26 protein-coding genes are annotated in these 22,047 nt (G+C 66.7%); 9 read left to right on the top strand and 17 right to left on the bottom strand.

Annotated features, from left to right (window positions below):
* Positions 1 to 132: 132 nt before the first annotated feature.
* Complete coding sequence (locus tag E1N52_RS28220) at positions 133 to 357, top strand: hypothetical protein (RefSeq protein ID WP_133186083.1); 225 nt, start codon at positions 133 to 135, stop codon at positions 355 to 357.
* Here the strand turns inward: E1N52_RS28220 and E1N52_RS28215 are convergent.
* On the bottom strand, positions 340 to 981 hold the full coding sequence (locus tag E1N52_RS28215) for a GNAT family N-acetyltransferase (protein ID WP_133186081.1): 642 nt from the start codon (positions 979 to 981) through the stop codon (positions 340 to 342). The genes E1N52_RS28220 and E1N52_RS28215 overlap by 18 nt on opposite strands.
* A gap of 190 nt (positions 982 to 1,171) precedes the next feature.
* Between E1N52_RS28215 and E1N52_RS28210 the strand changes: the two genes are divergently transcribed.
* Positions 1,172 to 1,615 (top strand): thioesterase family protein, encoded by a 444-nt coding sequence (locus E1N52_RS28210; RefSeq protein ID WP_133186079.1) that lies wholly within the window; start codon positions 1,172 to 1,174, stop codon positions 1,613 to 1,615.
* A gap of 12 nt (positions 1,616 to 1,627) precedes the next feature.
* On the opposite strand, the gene E1N52_RS28205 is transcribed toward E1N52_RS28210, so the two are convergent.
* From E1N52_RS28205 to E1N52_RS28195, 3 genes are all read right to left on the bottom strand, one after another.
* Positions 1,628 to 1,945, bottom strand: coding sequence for a YnfA family protein (locus tag E1N52_RS28205; RefSeq protein ID WP_133186077.1), 318 nt, complete (start codon positions 1,943 to 1,945; stop codon positions 1,628 to 1,630).
* A gap of 98 nt (positions 1,946 to 2,043) precedes the next feature.
* Positions 2,044 to 2,847 (bottom strand): phosphonoacetaldehyde hydrolase, encoded by an 804-nt coding sequence (phnX, locus tag E1N52_RS28200; RefSeq protein ID WP_133186075.1) that lies wholly within the window; start codon positions 2,845 to 2,847, stop codon positions 2,044 to 2,046.
* A gap of 54 nt (positions 2,848 to 2,901) precedes the next feature.
* On the bottom strand, positions 2,902 to 4,062 hold the full coding sequence (locus tag E1N52_RS28195) for a 2-aminoethylphosphonate--pyruvate transaminase (protein ID WP_133186073.1): 1,161 nt from the start codon (positions 4,060 to 4,062) through the stop codon (positions 2,902 to 2,904).
* A gap of 138 nt (positions 4,063 to 4,200) precedes the next feature.
* Between E1N52_RS28195 and E1N52_RS28190 the strand changes: the two genes are divergently transcribed.
* Entirely contained in the window at positions 4,201 to 5,058 is an 858-nt protein-coding gene (locus E1N52_RS28190; protein WP_133186071.1) for a LysR substrate-binding domain-containing protein, read from the top strand.
* A 15-nt stretch (positions 5,059 to 5,073) separates the two neighbouring features.
* Here E1N52_RS28190 and E1N52_RS28185 read toward each other — a convergent pair whose 3' ends face one another.
* Entirely contained in the window at positions 5,074 to 5,295 is a 222-nt protein-coding gene (locus E1N52_RS28185; RefSeq protein WP_133186069.1) for a hypothetical protein, read from the bottom strand.
* 270 nt (positions 5,296 to 5,565) lie between these two features.
* Between E1N52_RS28185 and E1N52_RS28180 the strand changes: the two genes are divergently transcribed.
* Positions 5,566 to 6,237, top strand: a complete 672-nt coding sequence (locus E1N52_RS28180) for a phosphoribosyltransferase (protein ID WP_133186067.1) — start codon at positions 5,566 to 5,568, stop codon at positions 6,235 to 6,237.
* 35 nt (positions 6,238 to 6,272) lie between these two features.
* Here E1N52_RS28180 and E1N52_RS28175 read toward each other — a convergent pair whose 3' ends face one another.
* Complete coding sequence (locus tag E1N52_RS28175) at positions 6,273 to 6,569, bottom strand: YciI-like protein (RefSeq protein ID WP_133186066.1); 297 nt, start codon at positions 6,567 to 6,569, stop codon at positions 6,273 to 6,275.
* 205 nt (positions 6,570 to 6,774) lie between these two features.
* Here E1N52_RS28175 and E1N52_RS28170 point away from each other — a divergent pair, with 205 nt between their 5' ends.
* From E1N52_RS28170 to E1N52_RS28160, 3 genes are all read left to right on the top strand, one after another.
* Positions 6,775 to 7,095: a PsiF family protein gene (locus tag E1N52_RS28170; RefSeq protein ID WP_133186065.1), complete on the top strand. Its 321-nt coding sequence runs from the start codon at positions 6,775 to 6,777 to the stop codon at positions 7,093 to 7,095.
* Between the two features lie 329 nt (positions 7,096 to 7,424).
* The gene (locus E1N52_RS28165) at positions 7,425 to 7,868 is read left to right on the top strand and encodes a hypothetical protein (RefSeq protein WP_133186064.1); all 444 of its coding nucleotides are present in this window, start codon (positions 7,425 to 7,427) and stop codon (positions 7,866 to 7,868) included.
* A gap of 128 nt (positions 7,869 to 7,996) precedes the next feature.
* Entirely contained in the window at positions 7,997 to 8,584 is a 588-nt protein-coding gene (locus E1N52_RS28160; protein WP_133186063.1) for a BPSL1445 family SYLF domain-containing lipoprotein, read from the top strand.
* Positions 8,585 to 8,607: 23 nt separating this feature from the next.
* Here E1N52_RS28160 and E1N52_RS28155 read toward each other — a convergent pair whose 3' ends face one another.
* From E1N52_RS28155 to mltG, 10 genes are all read right to left on the bottom strand, one after another.
* Positions 8,608 to 9,675, bottom strand: a complete 1,068-nt coding sequence (locus tag E1N52_RS28155; RefSeq protein WP_133186062.1) for a glycosyltransferase family 4 protein — start codon at positions 9,673 to 9,675, stop codon at positions 8,608 to 8,610.
* A gap of 262 nt (positions 9,676 to 9,937) precedes the next feature.
* The gene (locus E1N52_RS28150) at positions 9,938 to 11,104 is read right to left on the bottom strand and encodes an AAA family ATPase (RefSeq protein WP_133186061.1); all 1,167 of its coding nucleotides are present in this window, start codon (positions 11,102 to 11,104) and stop codon (positions 9,938 to 9,940) included.
* Positions 11,105 to 11,205: 101 nt separating this feature from the next.
* Positions 11,206 to 12,612 (bottom strand): alpha,alpha-trehalose-phosphate synthase (UDP-forming), encoded by a 1,407-nt coding sequence (gene otsA / locus E1N52_RS28145; RefSeq protein ID WP_133186060.1) that lies wholly within the window; start codon positions 12,610 to 12,612, stop codon positions 11,206 to 11,208.
* Positions 12,613 to 12,657: 45 nt separating this feature from the next.
* Positions 12,658 to 13,986, bottom strand: a complete 1,329-nt coding sequence (locus tag E1N52_RS28140; protein WP_133186059.1) for a mechanosensitive ion channel family protein — start codon at positions 13,984 to 13,986, stop codon at positions 12,658 to 12,660.
* Between the two features lie 205 nt (positions 13,987 to 14,191).
* Positions 14,192 to 14,554 (bottom strand): Rap1a/Tai family immunity protein, encoded by a 363-nt coding sequence (locus E1N52_RS28135; protein ID WP_028207010.1) that lies wholly within the window; start codon positions 14,552 to 14,554, stop codon positions 14,192 to 14,194.
* Positions 14,555 to 14,639: 85 nt separating this feature from the next.
* Positions 14,640 to 15,365: an ankyrin repeat domain-containing protein gene (locus E1N52_RS28130; protein WP_133186058.1), complete on the bottom strand. Its 726-nt coding sequence runs from the start codon at positions 15,363 to 15,365 to the stop codon at positions 14,640 to 14,642.
* Positions 15,366 to 15,432: 67 nt separating this feature from the next.
* Positions 15,433 to 16,218 carry a TatD family hydrolase gene (locus E1N52_RS28125; protein WP_133186057.1) on the bottom strand — a complete coding sequence of 262 codons (786 nt, stop codon included), beginning with the start codon at positions 16,216 to 16,218 and terminating at the stop codon, positions 15,433 to 15,435.
* Positions 16,219 to 16,271: 53 nt separating this feature from the next.
* Positions 16,272 to 17,315, bottom strand: a complete 1,044-nt coding sequence (locus E1N52_RS28120) for a DNA polymerase III subunit delta' (RefSeq protein ID WP_133186056.1) — start codon at positions 17,313 to 17,315, stop codon at positions 16,272 to 16,274.
* 87 nt (positions 17,316 to 17,402) lie between these two features.
* On the bottom strand, positions 17,403 to 18,023 hold the full coding sequence (tmk, locus tag E1N52_RS28115; RefSeq protein ID WP_133186055.1) for a dTMP kinase: 621 nt from the start codon (positions 18,021 to 18,023) through the stop codon (positions 17,403 to 17,405).
* Positions 18,024 to 19,034: an endolytic transglycosylase MltG gene (mltG, locus tag E1N52_RS28110; protein WP_133186054.1), complete on the bottom strand. Its 1,011-nt coding sequence runs from the start codon at positions 19,032 to 19,034 to the stop codon at positions 18,024 to 18,026. It abuts the gene before it with no gap.
* Positions 19,035 to 19,111: 77 nt separating this feature from the next.
* Between mltG and ygfZ the strand changes: the two genes are divergently transcribed.
* Together ygfZ and E1N52_RS28100 are read left to right on the top strand one after the other, a co-directional pair.
* On the top strand, positions 19,112 to 20,131 hold the full coding sequence (ygfZ, locus tag E1N52_RS28105) for a CAF17-like 4Fe-4S cluster assembly/insertion protein YgfZ (RefSeq protein WP_133186053.1): 1,020 nt from the start codon (positions 19,112 to 19,114) through the stop codon (positions 20,129 to 20,131).
* 91 nt (positions 20,132 to 20,222) lie between these two features.
* Positions 20,223 to 21,077: an NRDE family protein gene (locus E1N52_RS28100; protein ID WP_133186052.1), complete on the top strand. Its 855-nt coding sequence runs from the start codon at positions 20,223 to 20,225 to the stop codon at positions 21,075 to 21,077.
* A 7-nt stretch (positions 21,078 to 21,084) separates the two neighbouring features.
* On the opposite strand, the gene E1N52_RS28095 is transcribed toward E1N52_RS28100, so the two are convergent.
* Positions 21,085 to 22,047 (bottom strand): alpha/beta hydrolase, encoded by a 963-nt coding sequence (locus tag E1N52_RS28095; protein WP_133186051.1) that lies wholly within the window; start codon positions 22,045 to 22,047, stop codon positions 21,085 to 21,087.

Below are 22,047 nucleotides of genomic sequence, written 5' to 3'. Positions count from 1 at the left end.
CCCGGACAGGCCCGTGCGCGTTGCGCGGCACGGCGATTGCGCCCACCCGGGCAAATGGATTCTCGCGAACACGGTGCCTGTGGTGGCCCGAGGTGGCACCGGGCGCACGCTTCGCGCATCCCGGAGAGGTCTATGCGTTCGAATTTCCTTCCCGCCGCCCGTGTCCGGCGCGGCGCCGAGGCTCATCTGCCGACCGAGGAGCCCGATAATCCGCATCGTCCGCCACCGCCTCCGGTGCCGGACGCCGAGCCGCCGCCCGTGCCGGAAGGCGATCCGCCGCCTGAAGCGCCGCCCGAGCGGCTGTGCCAGGATTCTCGCGCCGCCGTGACGCGGCAGCGCTCACCCGGCGGCCTGTAACCGGCGCAACAGGCCCGCCTTCACCTCGGGCCATTCGTCCTCGATGATGCTAAAGCGCACGGAGTCGCGCTTGCGGCCGTCCGGCATGATGCGCTCGCGCCGCACCACACCCTCTTCCTTTGCGCCGAGGCGCAGGATCGCGGCGCGCGACTTCGCGTTGAGCACGTCGGTCGTGAATTGCACGCGCACGCAGTCGAGCGTTTCGAAGGCGTAGCTCAGCATCAGAAACTTCGCCTCCGTGTTCACGATGGTGCGCTGCGCCGAAGCCGCAAGCCACGTGGAGCCGATCTCCAGCTTGCGGTTGTCCCGGTCGACCTTCCAGAAGCGCGTGCTCCCCACCACCCGATCGCTCTCGCGCAGGCGGATCGTGAACGGGATCACGGTGCCGGCGCGCACGCCATCGAGCGCCCTGGCAATCCAGGCGTCGACAGTCGCAGGCCCGGGCACCACCGTCACCTTCAGGTTCCAGAGTTCGCCGTCCGCCGCCGCGGCGACAAGGCGCGGTGCGTCTTGCGCACACAGCGGATGCAGTGCGACCGTGCGGCCGTTCAGGGTGGGCTGGTCGTGCGGCGCGGGAATGGCTTCGGCGGCGGATCGGGATGCGAAGCCTGGCGTGTCGGTCATGGCGGGAATCGATGGAATGTGGCGGGTGCCTGGAACAATGCGGGTGCCCCTGCGCCTCGGCGCAAAAGGCTCACGCATTCTAGCGCCGGGCTGACGGCGGAGGCGGCGCGCCTCCCGTTACAATCGGGCCCGGCGCCTACGCCGCGCAAGCCCGGTGGCACCGCCCGTCCCCAATTTTTTGCATCGCATCATGGCCCGCATCGAGCTCCACTTTCCCGAAGACCAGTTCTACTACTCGACGCACCTCACGGTGCGCGTCACCGACATCAATTCGGCCAATCACCTCGCCAACGATTCGATGATCTCGATGATTTCCGAGGCGCGCGCGCGTTTTCTGTTCGACGCCGGCATCGAGGACATGAAGGACGCGCACACGAGCATCATCGTCACCGACCTCGCCACGACCTATCGCGCCGAAGCCTACGCGCGCGACGCGCTCTGCTTCGAGGTGGGCATCATGGACTTCAACAAGTACGGCGGCGACATCATCTTCCGCATCACGCGGCCCGCCGATGGCGCGCTCATCGCCATGGCGAAATCGGGCTTCGTGTTCTTCGATTACGAAGCGAAAAAGGTCGTGCCGATGCCGCAGGCCTTCCGCGACAAGTTTCCGCAGGTCAATACGCTCGGCTGAGTTCGGGTCCGCTCAACGCGGCTGGAACATGATGAGCGCCATGCCGGCCAGCGTGAAGCCGATGCCGGCCCAGTCCCACGGGCTCGGCCGGATTGCCTCGACGGCCCAGAGCCAGAGAATCGCCACGCAGACATAGACGCCGCCGTAGGCCGCATAGGTGCGCCCGGCGGCCGTAGGATGGAGCGTGAGCAGCCACGCGAAGAGCGCGAGCGAGGCCGCCGCGGGCACGAGCAGCCATGCGCTCGCGCCTTCGCGCAGCCAGCGGTAAGGCAGATAGCAGCCGATGATCTCGGCGAATGCGGTCACAACGAAAAGCAGAAACGTCTTCATGGGCAGCGGCCAGATGCAGGGGTGCCCATGGTAACGCAGGCGGCCAAGGCCGCCTGCGCGTTCTTCGCAACGTGGCGCTCAGTGCCCTTCAGGTGGGCTCAGGGCCGCTCTCCGCGGGCAAGCCGCGCTTCGATCTCGTTCACCACGGGCAGCAGATCGGCGACGCTGTCGATCACATAGTGCGCGCCCGCCGCGCGCAGGCGTTCCACGGCCGCGGCGCGTCGGCGAGCGAATTCGTCGGGCGCGAGCGCGCGGACTTCGTCCTCCGTCATGCCGAACGCGTTGCCGCTCACCGCAACACCCACCGCCCACGTCCCGCCGTTGATGCCCTCCTCGATGCCGACTTCGGTGTCGTCCACCTTGATCGCGTCGCGCGCGAGCCACACGCCGAGCTGCGGCAGCGTGCGGTAGATCATGTACGGCGACGGCCGGCCCTCAGGCGTGTCGCCCGTGCAGACAATGCTGTCCGGATCGAAACCCTGCGCCTTCGCGCCCGGCACGATCTGGTCGATGATCTCGCGCGTGTAGCCCGTGGTCGAGCCGATGCGTACGCCGTCGGCGCCCAGCGCGGCAGTCACGGCCGCGACGCCCGGAATGACGTCGCTGTACTGCGCGGCAACGGCGACGTTCTTCGGCACGAAGACGTCATATACGGCGTCGATATCGGCTTCGCCCGGCGCGTGGCCGTAGCGCGCTTCCCATGCCGCCGCGACGCGCGGCAACGCCATCAGCGCCGCGATGTGCGGACGCTTGGCCATGCCCATCGGCCCGCGCGCCTCGTCGATCGTGATCGGCACGCCGAATTGCTCGAAGGTCTCGACGAAGGCGCCCATCGGCGCGCGCGAACCGTAGTCGACCACGGTGCCGGCCCAGTCGAAGATCACTGCCTTGACGTGTTTCATTGCATGCATCCTGCTAAAAAATCGATGATGTGGAGTCTTAACGGTATGCACGCATCAAGCGGCGAGCGCTTCGCGTGCGCCGAGATCGACCGGCGCGGGCGCGGCGCTTGCCACGCCGAGCGTGCGCAGCGCTTCGCCACACGCGGCCACGACGCTGCGCATGACGTTTTCGTCGAGCGCGCCGATGCAGCCGATGCGAAAGCTCTCCACGCTGGTCAGCTTGCCCGGATAGATGATGAAACCCTGCGCCTTCATCAGCTCATAAAAGCGCGTGAAGTCGAATGCGGGATCGGCCGGCGAAAAGAACGTGACGATGATGGGCGAGCGCCAGGCTTCGGTCAGCAGCGGCTCGAAACCGAGACCGCGCATGCCCTCGACGAGCACGTCGCGGTTGCGCGCATAGCGTGCAAGGCGACCCGGCTGACCGCCTTCGAGCGCATGCAGACGCAGCGCCTCGATGAACGCGGCCACCGCGTGCGTGGGCGGCGTGAAGCGCCACTGGCCGGTGCGGTTCATGACATCCCACTGGTCGTGGATGTCCAGCGCGAGCGAGTGGCTCACGCCCTTTGCATCGTTCAGGACTTCTTTTTTCGCGATCACGAAGCCGAAGCCCGGCACACCCTCGATGCACTTGTTGGCCGACGAGACGAACGCGTCGCACGGCAGCGTGCGCACGTCGAGCGGCACCGCGCCGAACGCGCTCATCGAGTCGACCAGAAGCCGCCGACCCTGGCGGGCCGTCACGGCCGCGATCGCCTCGATCGGGTTCAAAATGCCCGAGCTGGTCTCGCAGTGCACGACGACGACATGCGTGATGTCCGGGTTCGCGATCAGCAGTTGCTCGACGTCTTCGGCGCGCGGCGGCAGGTAGTCGCCGGTATCGTGGACGGTGTGCTGGCGGCCCAGGTAGCGCAACGTCGTCGCGATGCGCTTGCCATACGCGCCGTTGGCGAGCACGAGCGCGTGGCCGTCTCGCGGCACGAAACTGCCGAGCATCGCCTCGACGCAATAGCTGCCGCTGCCCTGCAACGGCACACAGTCATATTCACCGCGCTCGTCGCCGGCGATCTGGAGCAGCGCGGCGCGCAACTGCGCGGTCATGGCGCGGAAGTCGGCGTCCCACGAGCCCCAGTCGCGCTGCATCGCGGCCTTCGTCGAAGCCGCGGTGGTGAGCGGTCCGGGGGTCAGGAGATACGGCTCGGCGGGGGTGGTCATGCTGGCTCCAGTGGGCGTCGGTTCAGTCAACCCCGACACGTTAGCGCAGCGCTCTCCATCGGTAAAATCGATATAATCGATGTCGATATAAGTTGAACTTATCCCCTGTTCTATCCCCTGTCGCTGGAGCGCTTCGACATGCAATACGCGCAATTGCGGGCTTTTCACGCGGTCGCCGAACACGGCGGGTTCTCACGCGCCGCGCAGGCGCTCTCACTCACGCAGCCGGCCGTGTCCGACCATGTGCGGCGGCTCGAACAGGATTTCGGGGTCAAACTCTTCGAGCGCGGGCCGCGCGGCGTGGAACTCACGGAACTCGGGCGGCGGCTCTTCGCGGTGACGCGCCAGATGGTGGGGTGCGAACGCGACGCACGGCGGCTGCTCGAAGCGGCGGGGGCGCTCGAATCGGGCGAACTCGCCCTCGCCGCCGACGCGCCCGACCTCGCCATCAAACTGATCGGCGCGTTCAGGCGTCGTTATCCCGGCGTGGTGATCAAGCTCTCGATCGCGAACGCGACCGAATGCATGCGCCGCGTCCTCGCGAGCGAGGCCGACGCCGCGATCACGGCCGCGCGCCAGGTGCACAGCCGGCTGCAGGCGCGCGTGCTGCGCGAGGAACCGCTAGTCGCGGTGGTACCCGCGGAGAGCCCCGCCGCGAAAAAGCGCCGCATGACGTACGAGGAACTCGTGCGCGAGCCGATGGTGTTTCGCGAAACGCATTCGGTGACTCAGCAATTGCTCGAAGCCGAACTCGTGCGTAAAGGACTGCAGGTCCAGCCCGTGCTCTATGTGGACGGCCGCGAGGCGTTGCAAACGGCCATTGCGCAGGGCGTTGGCGTGGGCGTGATCGCGCATGCGGAATTCGGCGAGTCGCGGCGCATTCGTATGCTGCCGCTCGTGGACTGCCAGGTGCGCATGGTCGAATCGCTCACGCGCCTTGCCGACACGTCCTCGTCGAATCTGCTCGACGCGCTCTTTGCCACCCCGCTCGATTGAGCGGCGCGGCGGCCGTCAGGACACCACGATAGCGGTGCCGACGGCATGGAGCAGATCGCGCAGCGTTTCGGCCTGCTCCATGCGCGCGCCGTGGCGCAGATGAATGCGCAGCGCCCGGCCCGCGATGCCGTCGACCGGGCGCGCGAGCCACAGCTCGACGGCGAGCCCGAGGCCGTCGGGCGCATCGGGCACGACAGGTTCGACGACGCGCGGATTGAATGAGGCGGATTCGGACATGGCGAGACCTCGTCGGTGGCGGGATCGACTTCATCGTACCGAGGCAACAGGTCCGCGCCAAACGAGAAATCCGCGTATGCAAATGAGCGGCGCGCCGCATTGGATCGCGCGGGCAGTGGCATGCGTGCCGCGCTCACGTCTCGTGCCGCCTGGTAGCGCTTTGTGGCTGCCTGCGGGTGCCTCTTTTACCAGCAGCGTGTGGCCGCGAGTGGCAAACTAAACGCATCGTTGCGCGGCAATTTGCCGGCAACGAGATGGGAGGATCTCCTCATGGAACGCCCCTTTACCGATCGCCGCGAAGCGGGCCGTTCGCTCGCCGGTCCGCTCTCGGCCTACGCAGGCAGACGCGACGTCATCGTGCTCGCGCTCCCGCGCGGCGGCGTGCCGGTAGGCTATGAAGTCGCGAAGGCGCTGCAGGTGCCGCTCGATGTCTTGCCGGTCTGCAAGCTCGGCTTGCCCTGGCAGCCGGAACTCGCCATGGGCGCGCTGTCGTCGAACGGCGCGCAGTACGTGGACAGCGCGCTCGTGCGCAGCGCCGGCGTGAGCGAGGCCCAGTTGCAGAGTGCCATGGCGCTCGCGCGCATCGAACTTGGCCGGCGCGAGGCGCGTTATCGCGGCGAGCGCGCCCCGCTTGCGGTGGCGGGCCGTGTGGCGGTCGTCGTCGACGACGGCATGGCCACGGGCGCGTCGCTCAAGGCAGCGGCGCTCGCGCTCGCCACGCTCGGCCCCGCGCGCATCGTCGCGGCGCTGCCGGTCGCACCCGCGGGCTCGCAAGACCGGCTCGGCGGAACCGTGGACGAATTCGTTTGTGCGCGTACGCCCGAGGCGTTCTACAGCGTCGGCCAGTTCTATCTCGACTTCGATCAGGTCAGCGACGACACCGTGCGCGACCTGCTAGCGCAGGCGGCGGCTGACGAGGCAAACGGCGAAGCGCAGAGCTAAGCCGCAGCGGTTGTCGCCGCCGCTGCCCTCACGCCTCATCGCACCGGGTTCGACGCCGCTTCGCCCACCACCGTTTGCCAGGGCCGCACGCGCCAGTGCTTCACGAGCCCCGAGAGTACGTACGGATCGGCACGCGCGAACGCTTCGGCCGCGGCCGGGCTGTCGCCCTGGAAAAGCAGCAGCGCGTTGTCGACGGGTTCGGCAACCGCCCCCGCTAGCAGCAACTCTCCGCGTTCGACGGCGGCCCATGCCAGCTTCAGATGTGCGCTGCGGTGTTCGGGACGGCGTTCGAGGTAATCGTCTGCGAGTTCGTACATCAAGAGGTAATGCATGCGCGTTCTCCGTGCTGTTGCGGCCGCGTCGGACCAGGTCGACGGCCGATAGCGAACATTGTGCAGCAGCGCGCGCGTCAACCGAACACATTGCCGCGTCGTTTTAATGGCGGCTTTGCCATAATGGCGGCGCGCGCAAAAGCGCACCGCCATTCACGGCTGGCCGCACGTCAATTGAGAACGACCAAATTCAAGGGAGTGAACGATGAAGATGCAATCCGTCATTGCTGCAATCGTGCTGGGCGGCGTGCTGGCCGCGCCTGCGTTCGCACAAACCGCCGCACCCGCTTCCGCGCCGGCGGCGAATAGCCAGCAGAACAAGATGAAGGCTTGCAACACCCAGGCCGGCGACAAGAAAGGCGACGATCGCAAGGCATTCATGAAGCAATGCCTTTCGGCTGCCGGCGCCCCGGCTCCGACCATGACCCAGCAGGAGCGCATGAAGGCGTGTAACACCCAGGCGGGCGACAAGAAGGGCGACGACCGCAAGGCATTCATGAAGACCTGCCTCTCGACGAAGAGCTGAGCGAAGCGGGTTCAAGTCCGCTTCTGCACCCTCCTGTACCCGCAGGATCCGCGCGCCGCAGCAAACGCTGCGGCGCTTTTTTTATGCGCCGGTTTTGTGCGTTGCAGCGGTCGCTCGATCACCGTGCGCCTGCGTCTTCGGTTGTGCGAATCATCGTCGATGTATGCGAAATCGTGCGGGTTTGCGCGGATTTGCGTAGTCGCCCGCATTCGGCCGCGCCGTTTTTCTCCTATGATGGCTGCAGCGGCGGCCCCTCCCCGCGAAATCACACATTAGCCATCGGGCTGCCGCGTTGACGTTGATGCCAATGGCATCGAACGGAGGCGCAGATGGCATGGAGACACAAGAACCGCTGGTTTCGCCGCTGGCTGATGGTCATCACCTTCTGGCTCGTGCCGGTGATGATCGTCGTGGTGCGCGAGGTTCAGGACGAGATGGCGTATAACCGCGCGGATTTGCAGCGCGCGCTGACCTCCTGGACCTTCACCGACGCCGAGCGCGACGCCGGCGCCCCGCTGCGCTGCCACGGCACGCCCGAAATCGCGCGTGCAGCCGGCTGCCCCGCAGCCGTCCTCGCAGCGAACGCACAGCGCCAGCAGGAAGCACGCGACGAATACGCCGTGCGGCGCGTGACGCTCGCGGGCTACCTGTGGCACGCATTCGTCGGCTACTGGGTGGTGCCCGCCGCAGTGCTACTCGCGATCGGCGTGCTGATCGGCGGCGTGAAGCGCGCCCTGCGGCGGCCCACGGCCAAGCCAGTGCCGGAGCGCTAGCGCTTTTCGTGCATGCTCCACCGCGCAACCTTGGTGCTGCGCAACCTCAAAGTGCGGATCGGGACGTTCGGGTATAACGACTAGACGCCGTGGCATCACGGCGCCCGGTAACAAGAACGGAGAACAAGATGACCGCATCTCGCTTTCTTCTGAAGGCTTCTGTCGCAATCGCGCTTGGCGCCGCGGCACTCTCGGGCTGCACGACCACCGGCAGCCAGGCCCCCAGCGCCGCGACCAATGCCTCGCGCGCCGACTCGATCAACTCCGACGTCGACGCCACCCTGTCGCGCCTCTATCAAACCGTGCCAGGCTCGCGCGAGCTGGTCGGCAAGGCTCGCGGCATTCTCGTGTTTCCGCGTGTGATCCAGGCGGGCATCGGCGTTGGCGGCGAACACGGCGACGGCGCGCTGCGCGTGGGCGGCAGCACGGTTGGCTTCTACAGCACGTCGTCGGCTTCGGTCGGCGCAACGCTCGGCGTGCAGTCGAAGTCCGTCATCTATCTCTTCATGACGGAAGACGCGCTCGCGAAATTTCGCAATTCGAGCGGCTGGTCGGCAGGCGGCGACGCATCGGTCGCACTCGTGAAGGTCGGCGCGAACGGCTCGATCGACACCACCACGGCCACCAAGCCCGTGCAGGTCTTCGTGCTCACCAACAGCGGGCTGATCGGCGACCTCTCGCTCGGCGGCACGAAGATCACGAAGCTCGACCTCTAAGCGCGCCCCGAACGTCCGCGCGCTCAGCTCGCGGACGTATCGATCACCTTGAAGCGCGAGCGCTTGTTCGCGCGAATCACCGCCTCATACGCCTGCACGTACTCCTGCGCCATGCGGTGCGAGGTGAAACGCTCCTCGAAGCGGCGCCGCACGCCGGCACGCGCAACGCGCGCGATGCGGTTCACCGCCGCCACGGCGCCGATCTCGTCCTCGACGATAAAGCCCGTCACGCCCTCTTCCACCACCTCCGGCACGGCGCCGCGATTGAACGCGATCACGGGCGTGCCGCACGCCATCGCCTCGATCATGACGAGGCCGAACGGCTCCGGCCAGTCGATCGGGAACAGCAGCGCATGGGCTCCCGAGAGGAATTCGGCCTTCTGGCTGTCGTTGATCTCGCCCACGTACTCGACGTGCGGCAGCGCCAGCAGCGGCTTGATGTCGCGCTCGAAATATTCGCGGTCGGCTTCATCGACCTTCGCCGCGATGCGGATGGGCAACCCGCAGCGCCCGGCAATGCGTATCGCCGTGTCGACGCGCTTTTCAGGCGAAATGCGGCCGAGAAACGCGAGGTAGCGCTGCTCCACGGGCTGCGGCGTGTAAAGCGTCTCGGGCAGACCGTGGTAGACGGTGCGCAGCCAACGCGCCTGCGGCATCGGCTGACGCTGTGCATTCGAGATCGAGATGACGGGCGCGGTGTTGAACGTATCGAAGACGGGCTGCTGCTCCGGCAGGTCGAGACGGCCATGCAGCGTCGTCACGAACGGCGTTTCCTGGCGCTTGAACACCGAGAACGAGTAGTAGTCCATATGGAAGTGCAACACATCGAACTGGTCGGCCTGGCGGCGCACCATTTCCATGAGGAGCATGTGCGGTGCGATGCGGTCGCGGATGCCGGGGTCGAGCCGCAGCGCGCGTGGCCATACGGGCTCGAGTTTCGCGCTCGTGAGCGAATCGCCGCTCGCGAACAGCGTGACGTCGTGCCCGAGTTCGACCAGCGCTTCGGTAATATACGACACGGCGCGCTCGGTGCCGCCGTAGAGCTTCGGCGGGACCGATTCGGTCAGCGGGGCGATCTGCGCAATTCTCATCGTGTGTCTCCAGGAATCGGGGCCACGTTGCCCGTTCTTGCGGTGCTGGTCATTCTAAGCCACGCAGGCACTGCGTCCGCGCGCTCCGGGCGACCTTCGGGTTAGCACCGATTCGCATCGATTCATGCGGGGTCGGATCCGGGCGGGCATCGGCGACGCGGCAGTTGTCCCATTATTCGGCAAGCCGGGCGCGCGCGCCGCCGGTCTTTCAATTTCTATACGGTGTTACATGCCGAAACAACCCCTGCGTTTGCCTGCGGGCCTACCTGGCGGGCCATTTCCAGGCCGGCACGTCGAGCGTGTCCGGATCGGCAAACCCGGTCGCGCCGAGGCGCCGTTCGAGCACGACCGACTGGCTGCCGGCCTCGCGCTCCAGCGCCGCCACGAGCCGCGCCGCGTGCGAGACGACGATGACCTGCGAGTGCCGCGACGCCCGCGCGATGAGCCGCGCAAGCGACGGCAGCAGGTCCGGATGCAGGCTCGTCTCGGGCTCGTCGAGCACCAGCAGGCCGGGCGGCCGCGGGCTCAGCAGCGCCGCCGCGAGCAACAGGTAGCGCAAGGTCCCGTCCGAGAGTTCCGCGCCGCGCAGCGGCCGCAATAGCCCCTCCTGGCGCAGCGCCACCTCGAAGCGGCCTTCGTGATTCACGATTTCGACACGCGCGCCGGGAAAGGCGTCGCCGATGGCGGTATCGAGCGCCTCACCGTCGCCGATCTCGCGGATCGTCTGCAGCGCGGCGGCGAGGTTTGCGCCGTCATCGGCGAGCACCGGCGAATGCGTGCCGATCTGCACCTGGCGCGCACTTGCGTGCTCGTCGGTGCGGAAGTGGTCGTAGAAACGCCACGAGCGAATCTGTTCGCGCACGGCAATCATTTCGGGCGCGCTGCGCGGGTCGGCGTACTCCGTCATCATGCTGTCGAAGCTCGCCACGGGCTGCGCGAGCGTCGACCAGTCGCCCGAGGCGTCGCGGATGCGGATCATCGGCCCCTGGCGGTCCACGAGCAACGCCGAGGGGCGCAGGATCGGCCCGCTCCAGATGCATTCGCGCTTGATCACCGGGTCGAGCGAAAACTGCGAAGTCGAGGAAGGCAGCGGCAACCCCAGATCGATCGCGTAACCGAAGGCGTCGCCCGCGAAGCCAAGGCGCAGGCTCACCGCATCCTTGCGCAACGTGCCCTGCACCGCGTATTCGCCCGCCGCGACCGCGCGCGAGAAGCGCTCCGGGCCTGCCCACAGCGTGGATTGCAGGCCGCCCTCGCGCGCCAGCGAGGGAATCACGCCACCGCGTGCCGTAAGCGCGAGCAGGCGCAACGCGCGATAGAGATTCGACTTGCCACTACCGTTCGGACCGGTCACGACGTTGAGCGCTCCGAGCGGCACGATGAGTTCGCGCAGCGAGCGGTAGTTGGCGATGGCGAGCGTGGTCAGCATGAAGGTGCACGGGGGCGTGGCAGTTGCACGGCGGATGCGTGGATCAGCCACGCATCATACGCAATCGTGCCGGCGCGCGAATCGCCTGTGCCCGGTATCGCTCAGCGCGGCTGAGGCACCGCCGCGAGATCGCGCAGGAAGGTGTCTCGCCACACGCCGAGATCGTTGCGTCTGAGCGCCTCCATGTTGGTCTGGTAGCGCGCCTGACGCTCTTCGAGCGGCATCGAGAGCGCGCGTTCCAGCGCTTCCGACATGCCGGTCGCATCATGAGGATTCACGAGCAATGCGCCCGTGAGCTCGGCCGCCGCGCCCGCAAAGATCGACAGCACGAGCACGCCCGGATCGTCCGGATTCTGCGCGGCCACGTACTCTTTGGCGACGAGGTTCATGCCGTCATGCAGCGGCGTCACATAGCCGATCTGCGACTCGCGAAAGAGCGACATCAGTTTCCAGCGGTCGTACTGCTGGCTCAGATAACGGATCGGCGTGTAATCGAGGCCCGAGTAGCGGCCGTTGATGCGCCCAGCCTCGCGCTCCAGCTCCTCGCGTATCACCTTGTAGCTCGCGACATCAGAGCGCGTAGGCGGCGCGATCTGCACGAGCGTGACCTTGCCGCGCCATTCGGGCGACGTTTCCAGCAACTGCTCGAACGCATGGAAACGCTCGACGAGCCCCTTCGAATAGTCGAGCCTGTCCACACTCATGATGAGCTTGCGCCCTTCCAGACTCTGCTTGAGATCGAGCACATGCTGGCGGCTTTCGTAACGCGCGGCCTGTTCGGCGATCTCGTCCGGAAACACGCCGATGCGATAGACCCCCGTGCGCAGCTTGCGGCCATACGCCTCGACCTCGCCATGCTCCGGATTCTCTGCGCGCTCGCTGACCTTGCCGTGCGCCTCGCGCGCGATGTAGTCGTGAAACGCCTGCTGGTCGTTCTGCGTCTGAAAACCTAGCAGGTCGTAACAGCACAGCGATCTGACGAGTTCGTCGTGCGGCGGAATGGTCTGCAGCACCTGCGGCGAAGGAAACGGAATATGCAGGAAGAAGCCGATGCGGTTGCGCACGCCTTCCGAGCGCAGCGCCTCGGCGAACGGAATCAGGTGGTAGTCGTGCACCCAGATGTTGTCGTCCGGGTGGATCAGCTTCATGAGCTTGTGCGCGAGCCACGCGTTCACGCGGCGGTAGCCAGCATATTCGTCGCGCTCGTAGCGCGCGAGGTCGTTGCGGTAGTGGAAGACCGGCCAGAGCGTGGCGTTCGAGAATCCGCGGTAGTACTGATCGTAGTCCTTGCGCGTGAGGCCGACGGTCGCAAAGGTAACGTGGCCTTCTTCGACGAGCGTCGGCCCCGCGTTCGCCACCGTCTCGCTCACCACATCGCCGCTCCAGCCGAACCACACGCCGCCCGCGTCCTTCAGCGCGCCGAATACACCGACCGCGAGCCCGCCTGCCGAGCCCTTGGTCTCCGTCGGCGTCGCCACGCGGTTCGAGACGACTATCAGTCTGCCCATCTTGCTGTTCCTCCTCCTTTCCCTCTCAGTCTCTATCAACCGCCATCAATCGTTGCCGCGGCGGCTTTCAGTCGCAGGCTCGCGGGCGTCGGCGGCCCGCGCCGCTTCGGCTGCCTCCGCGCCTTTAGCCGCTTGGGCGGCTTTCGCATCCGTCGCGCTGTCCGGGCCATGCGTCTCCAGCTCCTCGCCGTGCCCCGGCACGCGCGTGCCCGTCACGGGATCGGCCTCAGTATGTGCCGCCGTGCTCGCCGCTGCCTGCGGCGCCGGGCGGCGCACGAAGGACGGCAGTTCCCCAGTGCTGCTTTCGAGCTCCGCCGACACCTCGGCGCGCGCACGCGGCAGGAACTGCGGATAGTGCTCGTTGACGAAATCGAGCAGCCCTTCGCGCACGCGGCAGCGCAAATCGAAGTTCAGGCCGGAGTCGCGCGAACTCACCAGCACGCGCACCTGCATCGCGCGCTCGTTGGCGTCGGTGACCTGTAATACCTGCACACGGCGGTCCCATTCGGGCGCACCGTCGACGATGCGCGCGAGCGCCTCGCGCAGCGGCGCGAGCGGCATGCGGTAGTCGAGCCACAGAAACACCGTGCCGATGATCTGCGAGCTGCTGCGCGTCCAGTTCGCGAACGGATTCTCGATGAACCACTGCAGCGGTACGATGAGCCGTCGCTGGTCCCAGATCCGCACCGAAACATAGGTGCCGGTAATTTCCTCGATGCGCCCCCACTCGCCCTGGATCACGACCACGTCGTCGAGCCGGATCGGCTGCGAGAGCGCGATCTGCAAACCCGCGATCAGATTCCCTAGCACGGGGCGTGCCGCGATACCGGCAACGAGACCGGCAACACCGGCCGAAGCCAGCAGGCTCGCGCCGATCTGTCTCACGTTCGGGAAAGTCATGAGCGCCGCGCCCACGCCCACGATGATGATGAGGACCATCACCGTGCGCGCGAGCACGCGGGCCTGGGTGTGGATGCGGCGGGCCTGGAGGTTGTCGGCGATGTCGAGCGGATGCGCGGCAATGATGGCCTCGCCGATCGCCGCCGCGCAGCGCACCGAAAGCCAGGTGATCGCGGCGATCAGCGCGAACGCGCACAGCTCGCGCAGTCCGCTGATGTGCCTGAGCGAGTCGGGCGCCTGCCACCAGACGAATTCGATCGCGAGGATGGCGAGCACAGCGAGCGCCGGCTTGCGTATGTAGCGCAAGAACACGCTGACCCGCGGATACGGGCGTGCGACGCGCAGCAAGACGCGGCCGCCGACCCAGTGCAGGCCGAACGCGAAAACGAGCGCGAGCGCGCTCACGAGCAACGTGCCGAGCCAATCCTGCAGCGGCGCATCGGTGAAACGGGAAAGATCGTCGAGTGTCGGCATCTGCGGCCAGTTCCTCCTGAGCATCCTGAGCTATAGGGCGACTCTTGGAAACGGCACGGGCGCAGGCCCGCGAACGGCCACGGCGATGGTTCAGCTGGGCTCGCTGCGGCCTCGAAGATGAATGGCGCGGCGGTGGAAAGTGCCGCGCCGTGCTTCTAGCTACGTCTATCTACGCACTACTGATTACGGCTTGAACCCGCCGGCTTCAGCTACCGTTGCCGGTCTTGCAGGGAAACGCCTTGCCAAGCCCGAGCGAAATGGCGGTACTGGCGTTGTAGCCGGCCACGTTCGGGTTGTCGGCGATGTACTTGCGCACCGCGTCGGTGAGTTGCGCAGAGCGCGCATCGGGCGGCAAGCAGAAGTATTGACCCACGCGCGGCCCGGTAGTGCCGCCGATGGCGTCGATGGTGTTGAAGATGCCGTCCGCGGCACCTTCGATATAGGCAGCGCATGCACTGCGCGAAGCCACGTCGGTCTTCGTGCAGAGCCGGTTGAGGTCGCTTGCCGTGAACGCAAAAGCGGAGAGCGGCAACGCCATCGCGCCCGCACAGATCAGAACCCGCAGCATGGTTCTCCTTGAATTGTCGTGGGGAGCGGCGCCTCGAGCGCCGCCAAGCGGCCGCGTTGGTCCCGTGCGGCCGCCTTCATCCCCATTATTTTGCACTGTTTTGCGGCGCTGCCGGGCTCGCCGTGGAGAGGCCAGCCTGCGTCATGCGCGCCGTGAGGTCCTTGATCGCGTCCGGCGCCTTGTACTGGCGCGCGAAATCGAGCGCCGTCATGCCGATCTGATTCTTGGCGCCGAGCGTCGCGCCATGCTCCAGCAGCATCTGGATCGTCGTGAGATGGTCGCCGCGCGCGGCCATCATGAGCGGCGTCGTGCCGTTCGGCGACAGCGCGTTGACGTCGGCCGAATAGCCGATCAGGAGCTTCGCGACATCGTCGTTGCCGTTCGCGGCGGCGTAGTGCAGCGGCGTCCAGCCCTTCTTGTTGACCTCGGCGCCCTTGGTGATGAGGAGCTTCACGAAGTCCACGTCGCCGTTGAGCGAGGCGAGCATCAGCGCGTTTTCGCCTGCGCGGTCTTCGGCGGCAATGTTCGTCTTCGGATTGTCGAGCAGCAGCGCCCCGACCTTGTCGGACTTTTCGCGCGCGGCCAGCACGAGGAGCGGCATGCCCTGGTCGTCAGTGGCGTTCGGGTCCATGCCCTGCGCGAGCGCTTTTTGCACGCCCTTGTCGTCGTCGAACTTGACGCTCTTGATGAGCGAGTCGAGCGGCGCGGCGTGCGCGGCGGCGCCGAACAGGGTGGCGGCGACGCCGAGCACGAGCGCGGCGGCAGTACGGCGGACAGGGTTCGTGGCGTGCGGAAGCGGTTTCAAGTTCATGTCAAGCCTTAACGTTATCTGCTATCTCGTTGATATTCAATACAATTGACAGCATGCGGTTCGCGATTCAGGCCGGTGGCTGGATCTTGAAGAGCCGGAAAAAGTTCTGCGTGGTGACAGCGCCGAGTTCGGCGTCCGGCAATCCGCGCTGCTGCGCAATGAATCTTCCGACATGGCTCACGTACGCAGGTTCATTGGGTTTGCCACGAAATGGCACCGGCGCGAGGTACGGCGAATCGGTTTCGATCAAAAGACGCTCGATCGGCACGCGACGCGACACTTCCTGTACATCGGTCGCGCTCTTGAACGTCACGATGCCCGAAAGCGAGATGTAAAAATTCTGCGCGAGTGCGCGCTCGGCGATCGCCCACGGCTCCGTGAAGCAATGCATCACGCCGCCCGGTTCGCCCGCGCGCTCCTCTTCCATGATGCGCAGGGTGTCGTCCGAAGCGGCTCGCGTATGGACGATGAGCGGCTTGCCCGTGGCGTGCGCCGCGCGAATGTGCGTGCGAAAGCGCTCGCGCTGCCACTCCATGTCGGCGATCGTGCGCTCGCCCAGCCGATAATAATCGAGCCCCGTTTCACCGATCGCCACCACTTTCGGGTGCTCAGCGAGCTCGACCAGCTCGGCCACGCTCGGCTCGCGCATGTGCTCGTGGTCGGGATGCACGCCCACCGACGCGTAGACGTTCTCGTAGCGGCTCGCGATGTCGAGCACCGAAGGCAGCGTTTCGAGGTCTACCGACACGCACAGCGCGTGCGTGACGGCGTTCTCGCGCATGTTCTCGAGCACCTGCGGGAGGCGGTCGCCGAGGCCCTCGAAGTTGATGTGGCAATGTGAATCGACAAACATGGGTGGTCCTGCAATGGAAGATTCGGGCCTGATCGTGGACGTCAGCGTGCCCGTCAGGCGAACAGTTCACGATAGCCGAGAAAGAGTTCCTCGAACACGAGGCGCGCATTCAGCGGATGGTTTTCCACGGCGCGCTGGCGCGTGACCGTCTTCAGGTAGCGCGCCAGCGCCGCGGCGTCGAGCTTCGCGGCGCAGCGCGCGAGGCCGCCGGCAGCCTGCGGAAAGTAGCGCGGGCGGCCCGCTGCGCGTTCGGCGAGCAGATCGTACACCCAGCGCTGCAACCACCCGAGCACGAGCGGCACCGGCAGCTTTTGCAGCGTCTCGCCGCAGGCAAAGGCGTCGCAGGCGGGGCCCGCTGCGAGCTGGGCCAAGGTCCAGTCACGCAGCGTGCGGTTTTCGTCGTGCGCGAGCGCGAGCGCCGCGAGGGGCGCGCCGCCGGCTTCCGCGAGCAGCGCCGGCGCGTCGTCCACGCCCTGCTGCGCGAGCCAGGCCGCAGCGGCTTCGGGCGCGGGCGTGCCCATGGGCCACTGGCGGCAGCGGCTGATGATGGTCGGCAGCAGGCGGTCGATGCGCGCCGACACCACGAGGAACACCACGCCCGCGGGCGGCTCTTCGAGCGTCTTCAGCAACGCGTTCGCAGCGGCGACGTTGAGCGCCTCGGCCGGATACAGCACGACCACGCGCAGGCCACCGCGATGCGAGCCCACGCCCGTGAAGTCGAGCAGCGCCCGCACCTGCTCGATGCGGATTTCCTTGCTCGGCGCGCGGCCCTTCTTGCCCTCTTCACCGTCAGCCTTGTCGGCCTTGTCGGCTTTGGCCTCGTCATCGCCGGCCTGGCCGATTTCGCCCGCCAATGCCTCGGGCACGACGATGCGGTAATCCGGATGATTGCCCTGGACAAACCAGTTGCACGCCGCACAGGCGCCGCACGGCTCGCCGTTCGCTTGAGGCGCTTCGCAGAGCAGCCCCTTCGCCAGATGCTGCGCGAACTGGAGCTTGCCGATGCCCGCCTGGCCATGCAGCAGGAGCGCATGCGGCCAGTGGCTGCGCAGTTGCTGCAGGCGTTGCCAGTCGTCGGTTTGCCAAGGATAGATCATCTTCGAAATCAATCAGTTAAGCGATCCTCAATAGAATTCACATGAAGTTCGCACAGCCCTATAAGAACGCCAAATATCGCCTTGAAATCAAAGCGCTGCGATCACATGCTCGAGTTTTTTGCGAATCGCATCGATGCCCTGCGACGAATCGACGATCGCGAAACGATACGGCGCCTCTTCCGCGCGCCGCAGGTATTCGGTGCGCGTGCGCTTGAAGAACGCGTCGGATTCGCTTTCGAAGCGATCGGGTTCGCGCGCCGCGCCTCGCCGCTCGCTCGCCGTATCGGGCGGCAGGTCGAACAGCACCGTCAGATCCGGCTGGAAACCGCCTTGCACCCAGCGCTCCAGCGTTTCGAGTTTGTCGCGCGGCAGCCCGCGGCCGCCGCCCTGGTAGGCGAAGGTGGCGTCGCTGAAACGGTCGGACAGCACCCAGTCGCCGCGCGCAAGCGCTGGCTCGATGACCTTGGCGAGGTGCTCGCGACGCGCCGCGAACATCATCAGCGCTTCGGTTTCGAGGTCCATTGGCTGATGCAGCACGAGTTCCCGGATCGACTCGCCGAGCGGCGTGCCGCCGGGTTCGCGCGTCATGACGACCGTGCGGCCCGACGGCGCGAGCTTCTGGGCGAGCTGATCGCGAAACCAGGCGAGATGCGTGGTCTTGCCCGCGCCGTCGATGCCCTCGAACGTGATGAATCGGCCCCGCGCCATTTAGTTACCCCGGATGTATTTGTCGACGGCCTTGTTGTGGTCGACAAGATTGTCAGAAAAAACGCTGCTGCCGTCGCCGCGCGCCACGAAGTACAGCGCAGCCGTCGATGCCGGATTGAGCGCCGCCTGGATCGCCGCGACGCCGGGCAGCGCAATGGGCGTTGGCGGCAACCCAAGGCGCAGGTAGGTATTGTAAAGAGTGTCCGACTGCAGATCGCGCTTGCGCAAATGCCCCGCGTAGCTGTCGCCCAGACCGTAGATCACGGCGGGATCAGTCTGCAGCGGCATGCCCACTTTCAGACGGTTCGAGAACACGGCCGCCACGAGCGCGCGGTCGGCAGCGCGGCCCGTCTCCTTCTCGACGAGCGAAGCGAGCGTCAGCGCCTCGTAAGGCGACTTGAGCGGCAAGCCAGGCGCGCGTGCGGTCCACGCTTCGTCCAGACGCGTCTGCATCAGGTGGTACGCGCGGCGGTACACGTCGAGATCGCTCGAGCCCTTGTCGAACAGATAGGTGTCGGGGAAAAACAACCCCTCGCCGCTGCCGTTCGGCGCGGGCGGCGCACCGATCGCGGCGAGCAGTTCGGCATCGCTCATGCCGGCCGTGTCGTGTCGCAGCGCGGGGTTCGCGTCGAGTTCGGCGCGCATGTGCTTGAAGGTCCAGCCTTCGATGATGGTGGCGACGGACTCGTTCACGTCGCCGAGCGCCATCTTCTGGAGCACTTCATAGGGCGTGATGCCCGCCTTGAACTCGTAGTTGCCCGATTTGAGCTGGCTCTGCAGGCCGAGCACGCGCGTCATGAGCACGAAAAGTTGCGTCTGCACGGGCACGCCGCCGCGCCGCAATTGCAGCGTGACACTGCGCACGGTGCTGTGCGGCTTGATGGTGACGTCGAGCTGTGGGGCGGCCAGTTCAAGCGGCGTGGTGGCCCAGCGCCATACGCCGCCCGCCGCAGCGGCGCCAATCACGACTAGCACGGCGCCGGCAACAAGGCATTTCTTCAGAAGGGACATGGAAACACGACTCAGGGGGACCTCATATAATAACTGCTTGCCTTCGCTAAAGTCAGGATTGACTGTTCCCCGAATCCATGAACTCACCGCTCGATTCCGCTTCCACGCTTTCCGCTCCTGAATCCACGGTCGACTTCGACGCCGTTCTGAAGGGCGGCGCTTACGCGATCCTGCCGCAGTTCGGCGTGATCGACGCCAATGGCGACGACGCCGCGACCTTCCTGCACAGCCAGCTCACCAACGACGTCCAGCATCTCGACGTGGCCGGCGCGCGCCTCGCGGGCTACTGCTCGCCCAAGGGCCGCCTGCTCGCCTCGTTCCTGACCTGGAAGACCGGCGACACGATCCGTCTCCTGATCTCGAAGGACGTACAGGCGCCGGTGCAAAAACGCCTGTCGATGTTCGTGCTCCGTGCCAAGGCGAAGCTCACCGACGACAGCGACAAGCTGCTCGTAGTGGGCCTCGCCGGCGACGTGCGCGGCGCGCTCGCGAGCGTGTTCGACGCGCTGCCCGACGGTGTGCACGTGAAAGTGGACGACCCCGCCGGCACGCTGATCCGTGTGCCCGACGCAGCCGGCGTGCTGCGTTATCTGTGGGTCGGTCCGAAGGAAGCGGTGCAGGAGCGCCTCGCGAAGCTCGACGGTGCGCTCAAGCGCGTGTCGCCGGCGGTGTGGGACTGGCTCGACATTCGCGCGGGCGAGCCGCGCATCACGCAGGCCGTGAGCGAGCAGTTCGTGCCGCAGATGGTCAACTACGACGTGCTGGGCGGCGTGAACTTCCGCAAGGGCTGCTACCCCGGCCAGGAAATCGTCGCGCGTAGCCAGTATCGCGGGACGATCAAGCGCCGCACCGCGCTCGCCAATGTGGCCGCGAGTCTGGACGTCGCGCATGCGGGCGTCGAACTCTTCCATTCCGACGATCCGAGCCAGCCGTGCGGCATGGTCGTGAACGCCGCTGCCGCGCCCGAGGGCGGTATCGATCTGCTCGCCGAGATCAAGCTTGCCGCACTCGAAACGGGCAGCGTGCATCTCGGCGCCGCGGACGGCCCCGCGCTGCGCGTGTTGCCGCTGCCGTACGCGTTGCCGGCCGAAATTTGACGCTGCGTACCGTGCCCATCGCGCGTGAGGCGTCCAGCGCCTCGCGTTGCCTGGGCGCGGCCCGATACCCGACCCTGCAAGGGCCTGCTCCATGTGCCTGATCGTGTTCGACTGGCGTCCGCGCGCGAGCGCCGGCGTGCTTTTCACGCTCGCGGCCAACCGCGACGAGTTCCTGCGCCGCACCGCCGATCCGCTGCACTGGTGGAACGCCACGGATGACGTCACGTCGCCGGGTAGTTCCGCAACGGGCGTGCTGGCGGGCCGGGATCTCGTCGGCGGCGGCACGTGGCTCGGCATGACGCGCAGCGGCCGCTTCGCCGCACTCACGAACTATCGCGCGCCCAAAGACATGCGCCCCGACGCACCCACGCGCGGCACGCTCGTCTCGCGCTGGCTCACCGGCGCGCAAGGTCTGCCCGATACGCCGCTCGGCTATCTCGACGAGATCGCGCGCTCGGGCGATCTCTACAACGGCTTCAATCTGATCGTCGGCGACTGGGCGCGGCGCGAAATGGCGTGGTACTGCAATCGCGCGGACCGCGCGCCTGCGTTGCTGCCCGAAGGCACGCACGGCATTTCGAACGCCGTGCTCGACACGCCGTGGCCCAAGCTAGTGCGCAAGCGCGAGGAACTCGCGCAGCTCGCGGCGGGCGACGCGCACGTCCCGCTCGCACGGCTCGTGGAGATGATGCGCGACCCGCAGGTTGCGCCCGACCGCGAGTTGCCTGCCACTGGCATTTCGCTGGAACGCGAGCGCGCGCTTTCCGCGGCATTCATCGAAACGCCTGACTACGGCACACGCGGCACCACGGCACTGCGTGTCACGCTGCGCGGCGCCCTCCTGGATGTCGAAGCGCTGGAGCGCAGCGACGACGACGGCTCGCATCGCGTCGTGCGCCCGGGCGCCTTCGAGCGCCACGAGACCTACACGATCGAAAGAGGCTGAGCGCGCTTCAGTCGCCCGTGCCGAACGCCACGCGCAGCGCGTGGGCGGCTTGCTGCTGCGCGCGCCGCGCCTCGTCGATGAACGCGCCCATCTTGATGAACTCGTGAATCACGCCGTCGTATCGCACGAGGGTGACCTCGTTGCCGGCTTCGCGCAGCTTTTTCGCATAGGCTTCGCCTTCGTCCACGAGCGGATCGAATTCGGCCACGCCGATCCACGCAGGCGCGACGCCACGAAAATCCGGCTCGCCGCGCGTGCCGTCGAGCGGCGCGAAGCGCCAGTCGTCGCGATCCGAGTCATTGCGCACGTAGTGATTGAAGAACCACTGGATTGTCGGCGCGGTCAGCAAATGGCCATCGGCAAGACGCTGGTGCGATTCGCTCTGCTGATGCGCGCTCACCGCCGGATAGAACAGCAGCTGCAGCACCGGTGCGATACCCGCGTCGCGCGCCAGCACTGCGCAAACCGTGGCAAGCGTGCCGCCCGCACTGTCGCCACCCACGGCGAAGCGCGAGGCGTCGAGCGCATATTCGGCCGCATGGGCGTGGAGCCACGCGTAGGCGTCGAAAGCGTCATGCACCGCGGTCGGAAAACGATGTTCGGGCGCGAGGCGATAATCCACGGAAAACACGGCGCAGCGCGCGTCGCGGGCGAACATGCGGCACAGCGCATCGTGCGTGTCGACGCTGCCAATCGTGAAGCCGCCGCCGTGATAGTAGACGAGCACGGGCAGCGGTTCCGCCCAGTGCGGCTCGACCGGCAAATACAGGCGCGCGCGGATCGTCGCGCCGTCACGCGTCGGAACCTGCAGGTCTTCCACTCCGTGCATCGGCGCAGACGGGATTTCGAGCACCGACGCGCTCTTTTCATACTCCGCGCGCGCCTCCTGTGCCGTCTGTTCGTGATAAGGCGCGCGGCCCGTGCGGGCCACCATGTCGAGCACGAGTGCGATCTTCGCGGTGAGTGGCAT

The sequence above is a fragment of the Paraburkholderia guartelaensis genome, assembly GCF_004353905.1.
GTDB classification, from domain to species: Bacteria; Pseudomonadota; Gammaproteobacteria; order Burkholderiales; family Burkholderiaceae; genus Paraburkholderia; species Paraburkholderia guartelaensis.
The sequence above is the reverse complement of the archived record's forward strand: the minus strand, read 5'-3'. Positions and strand labels throughout refer to the sequence as shown.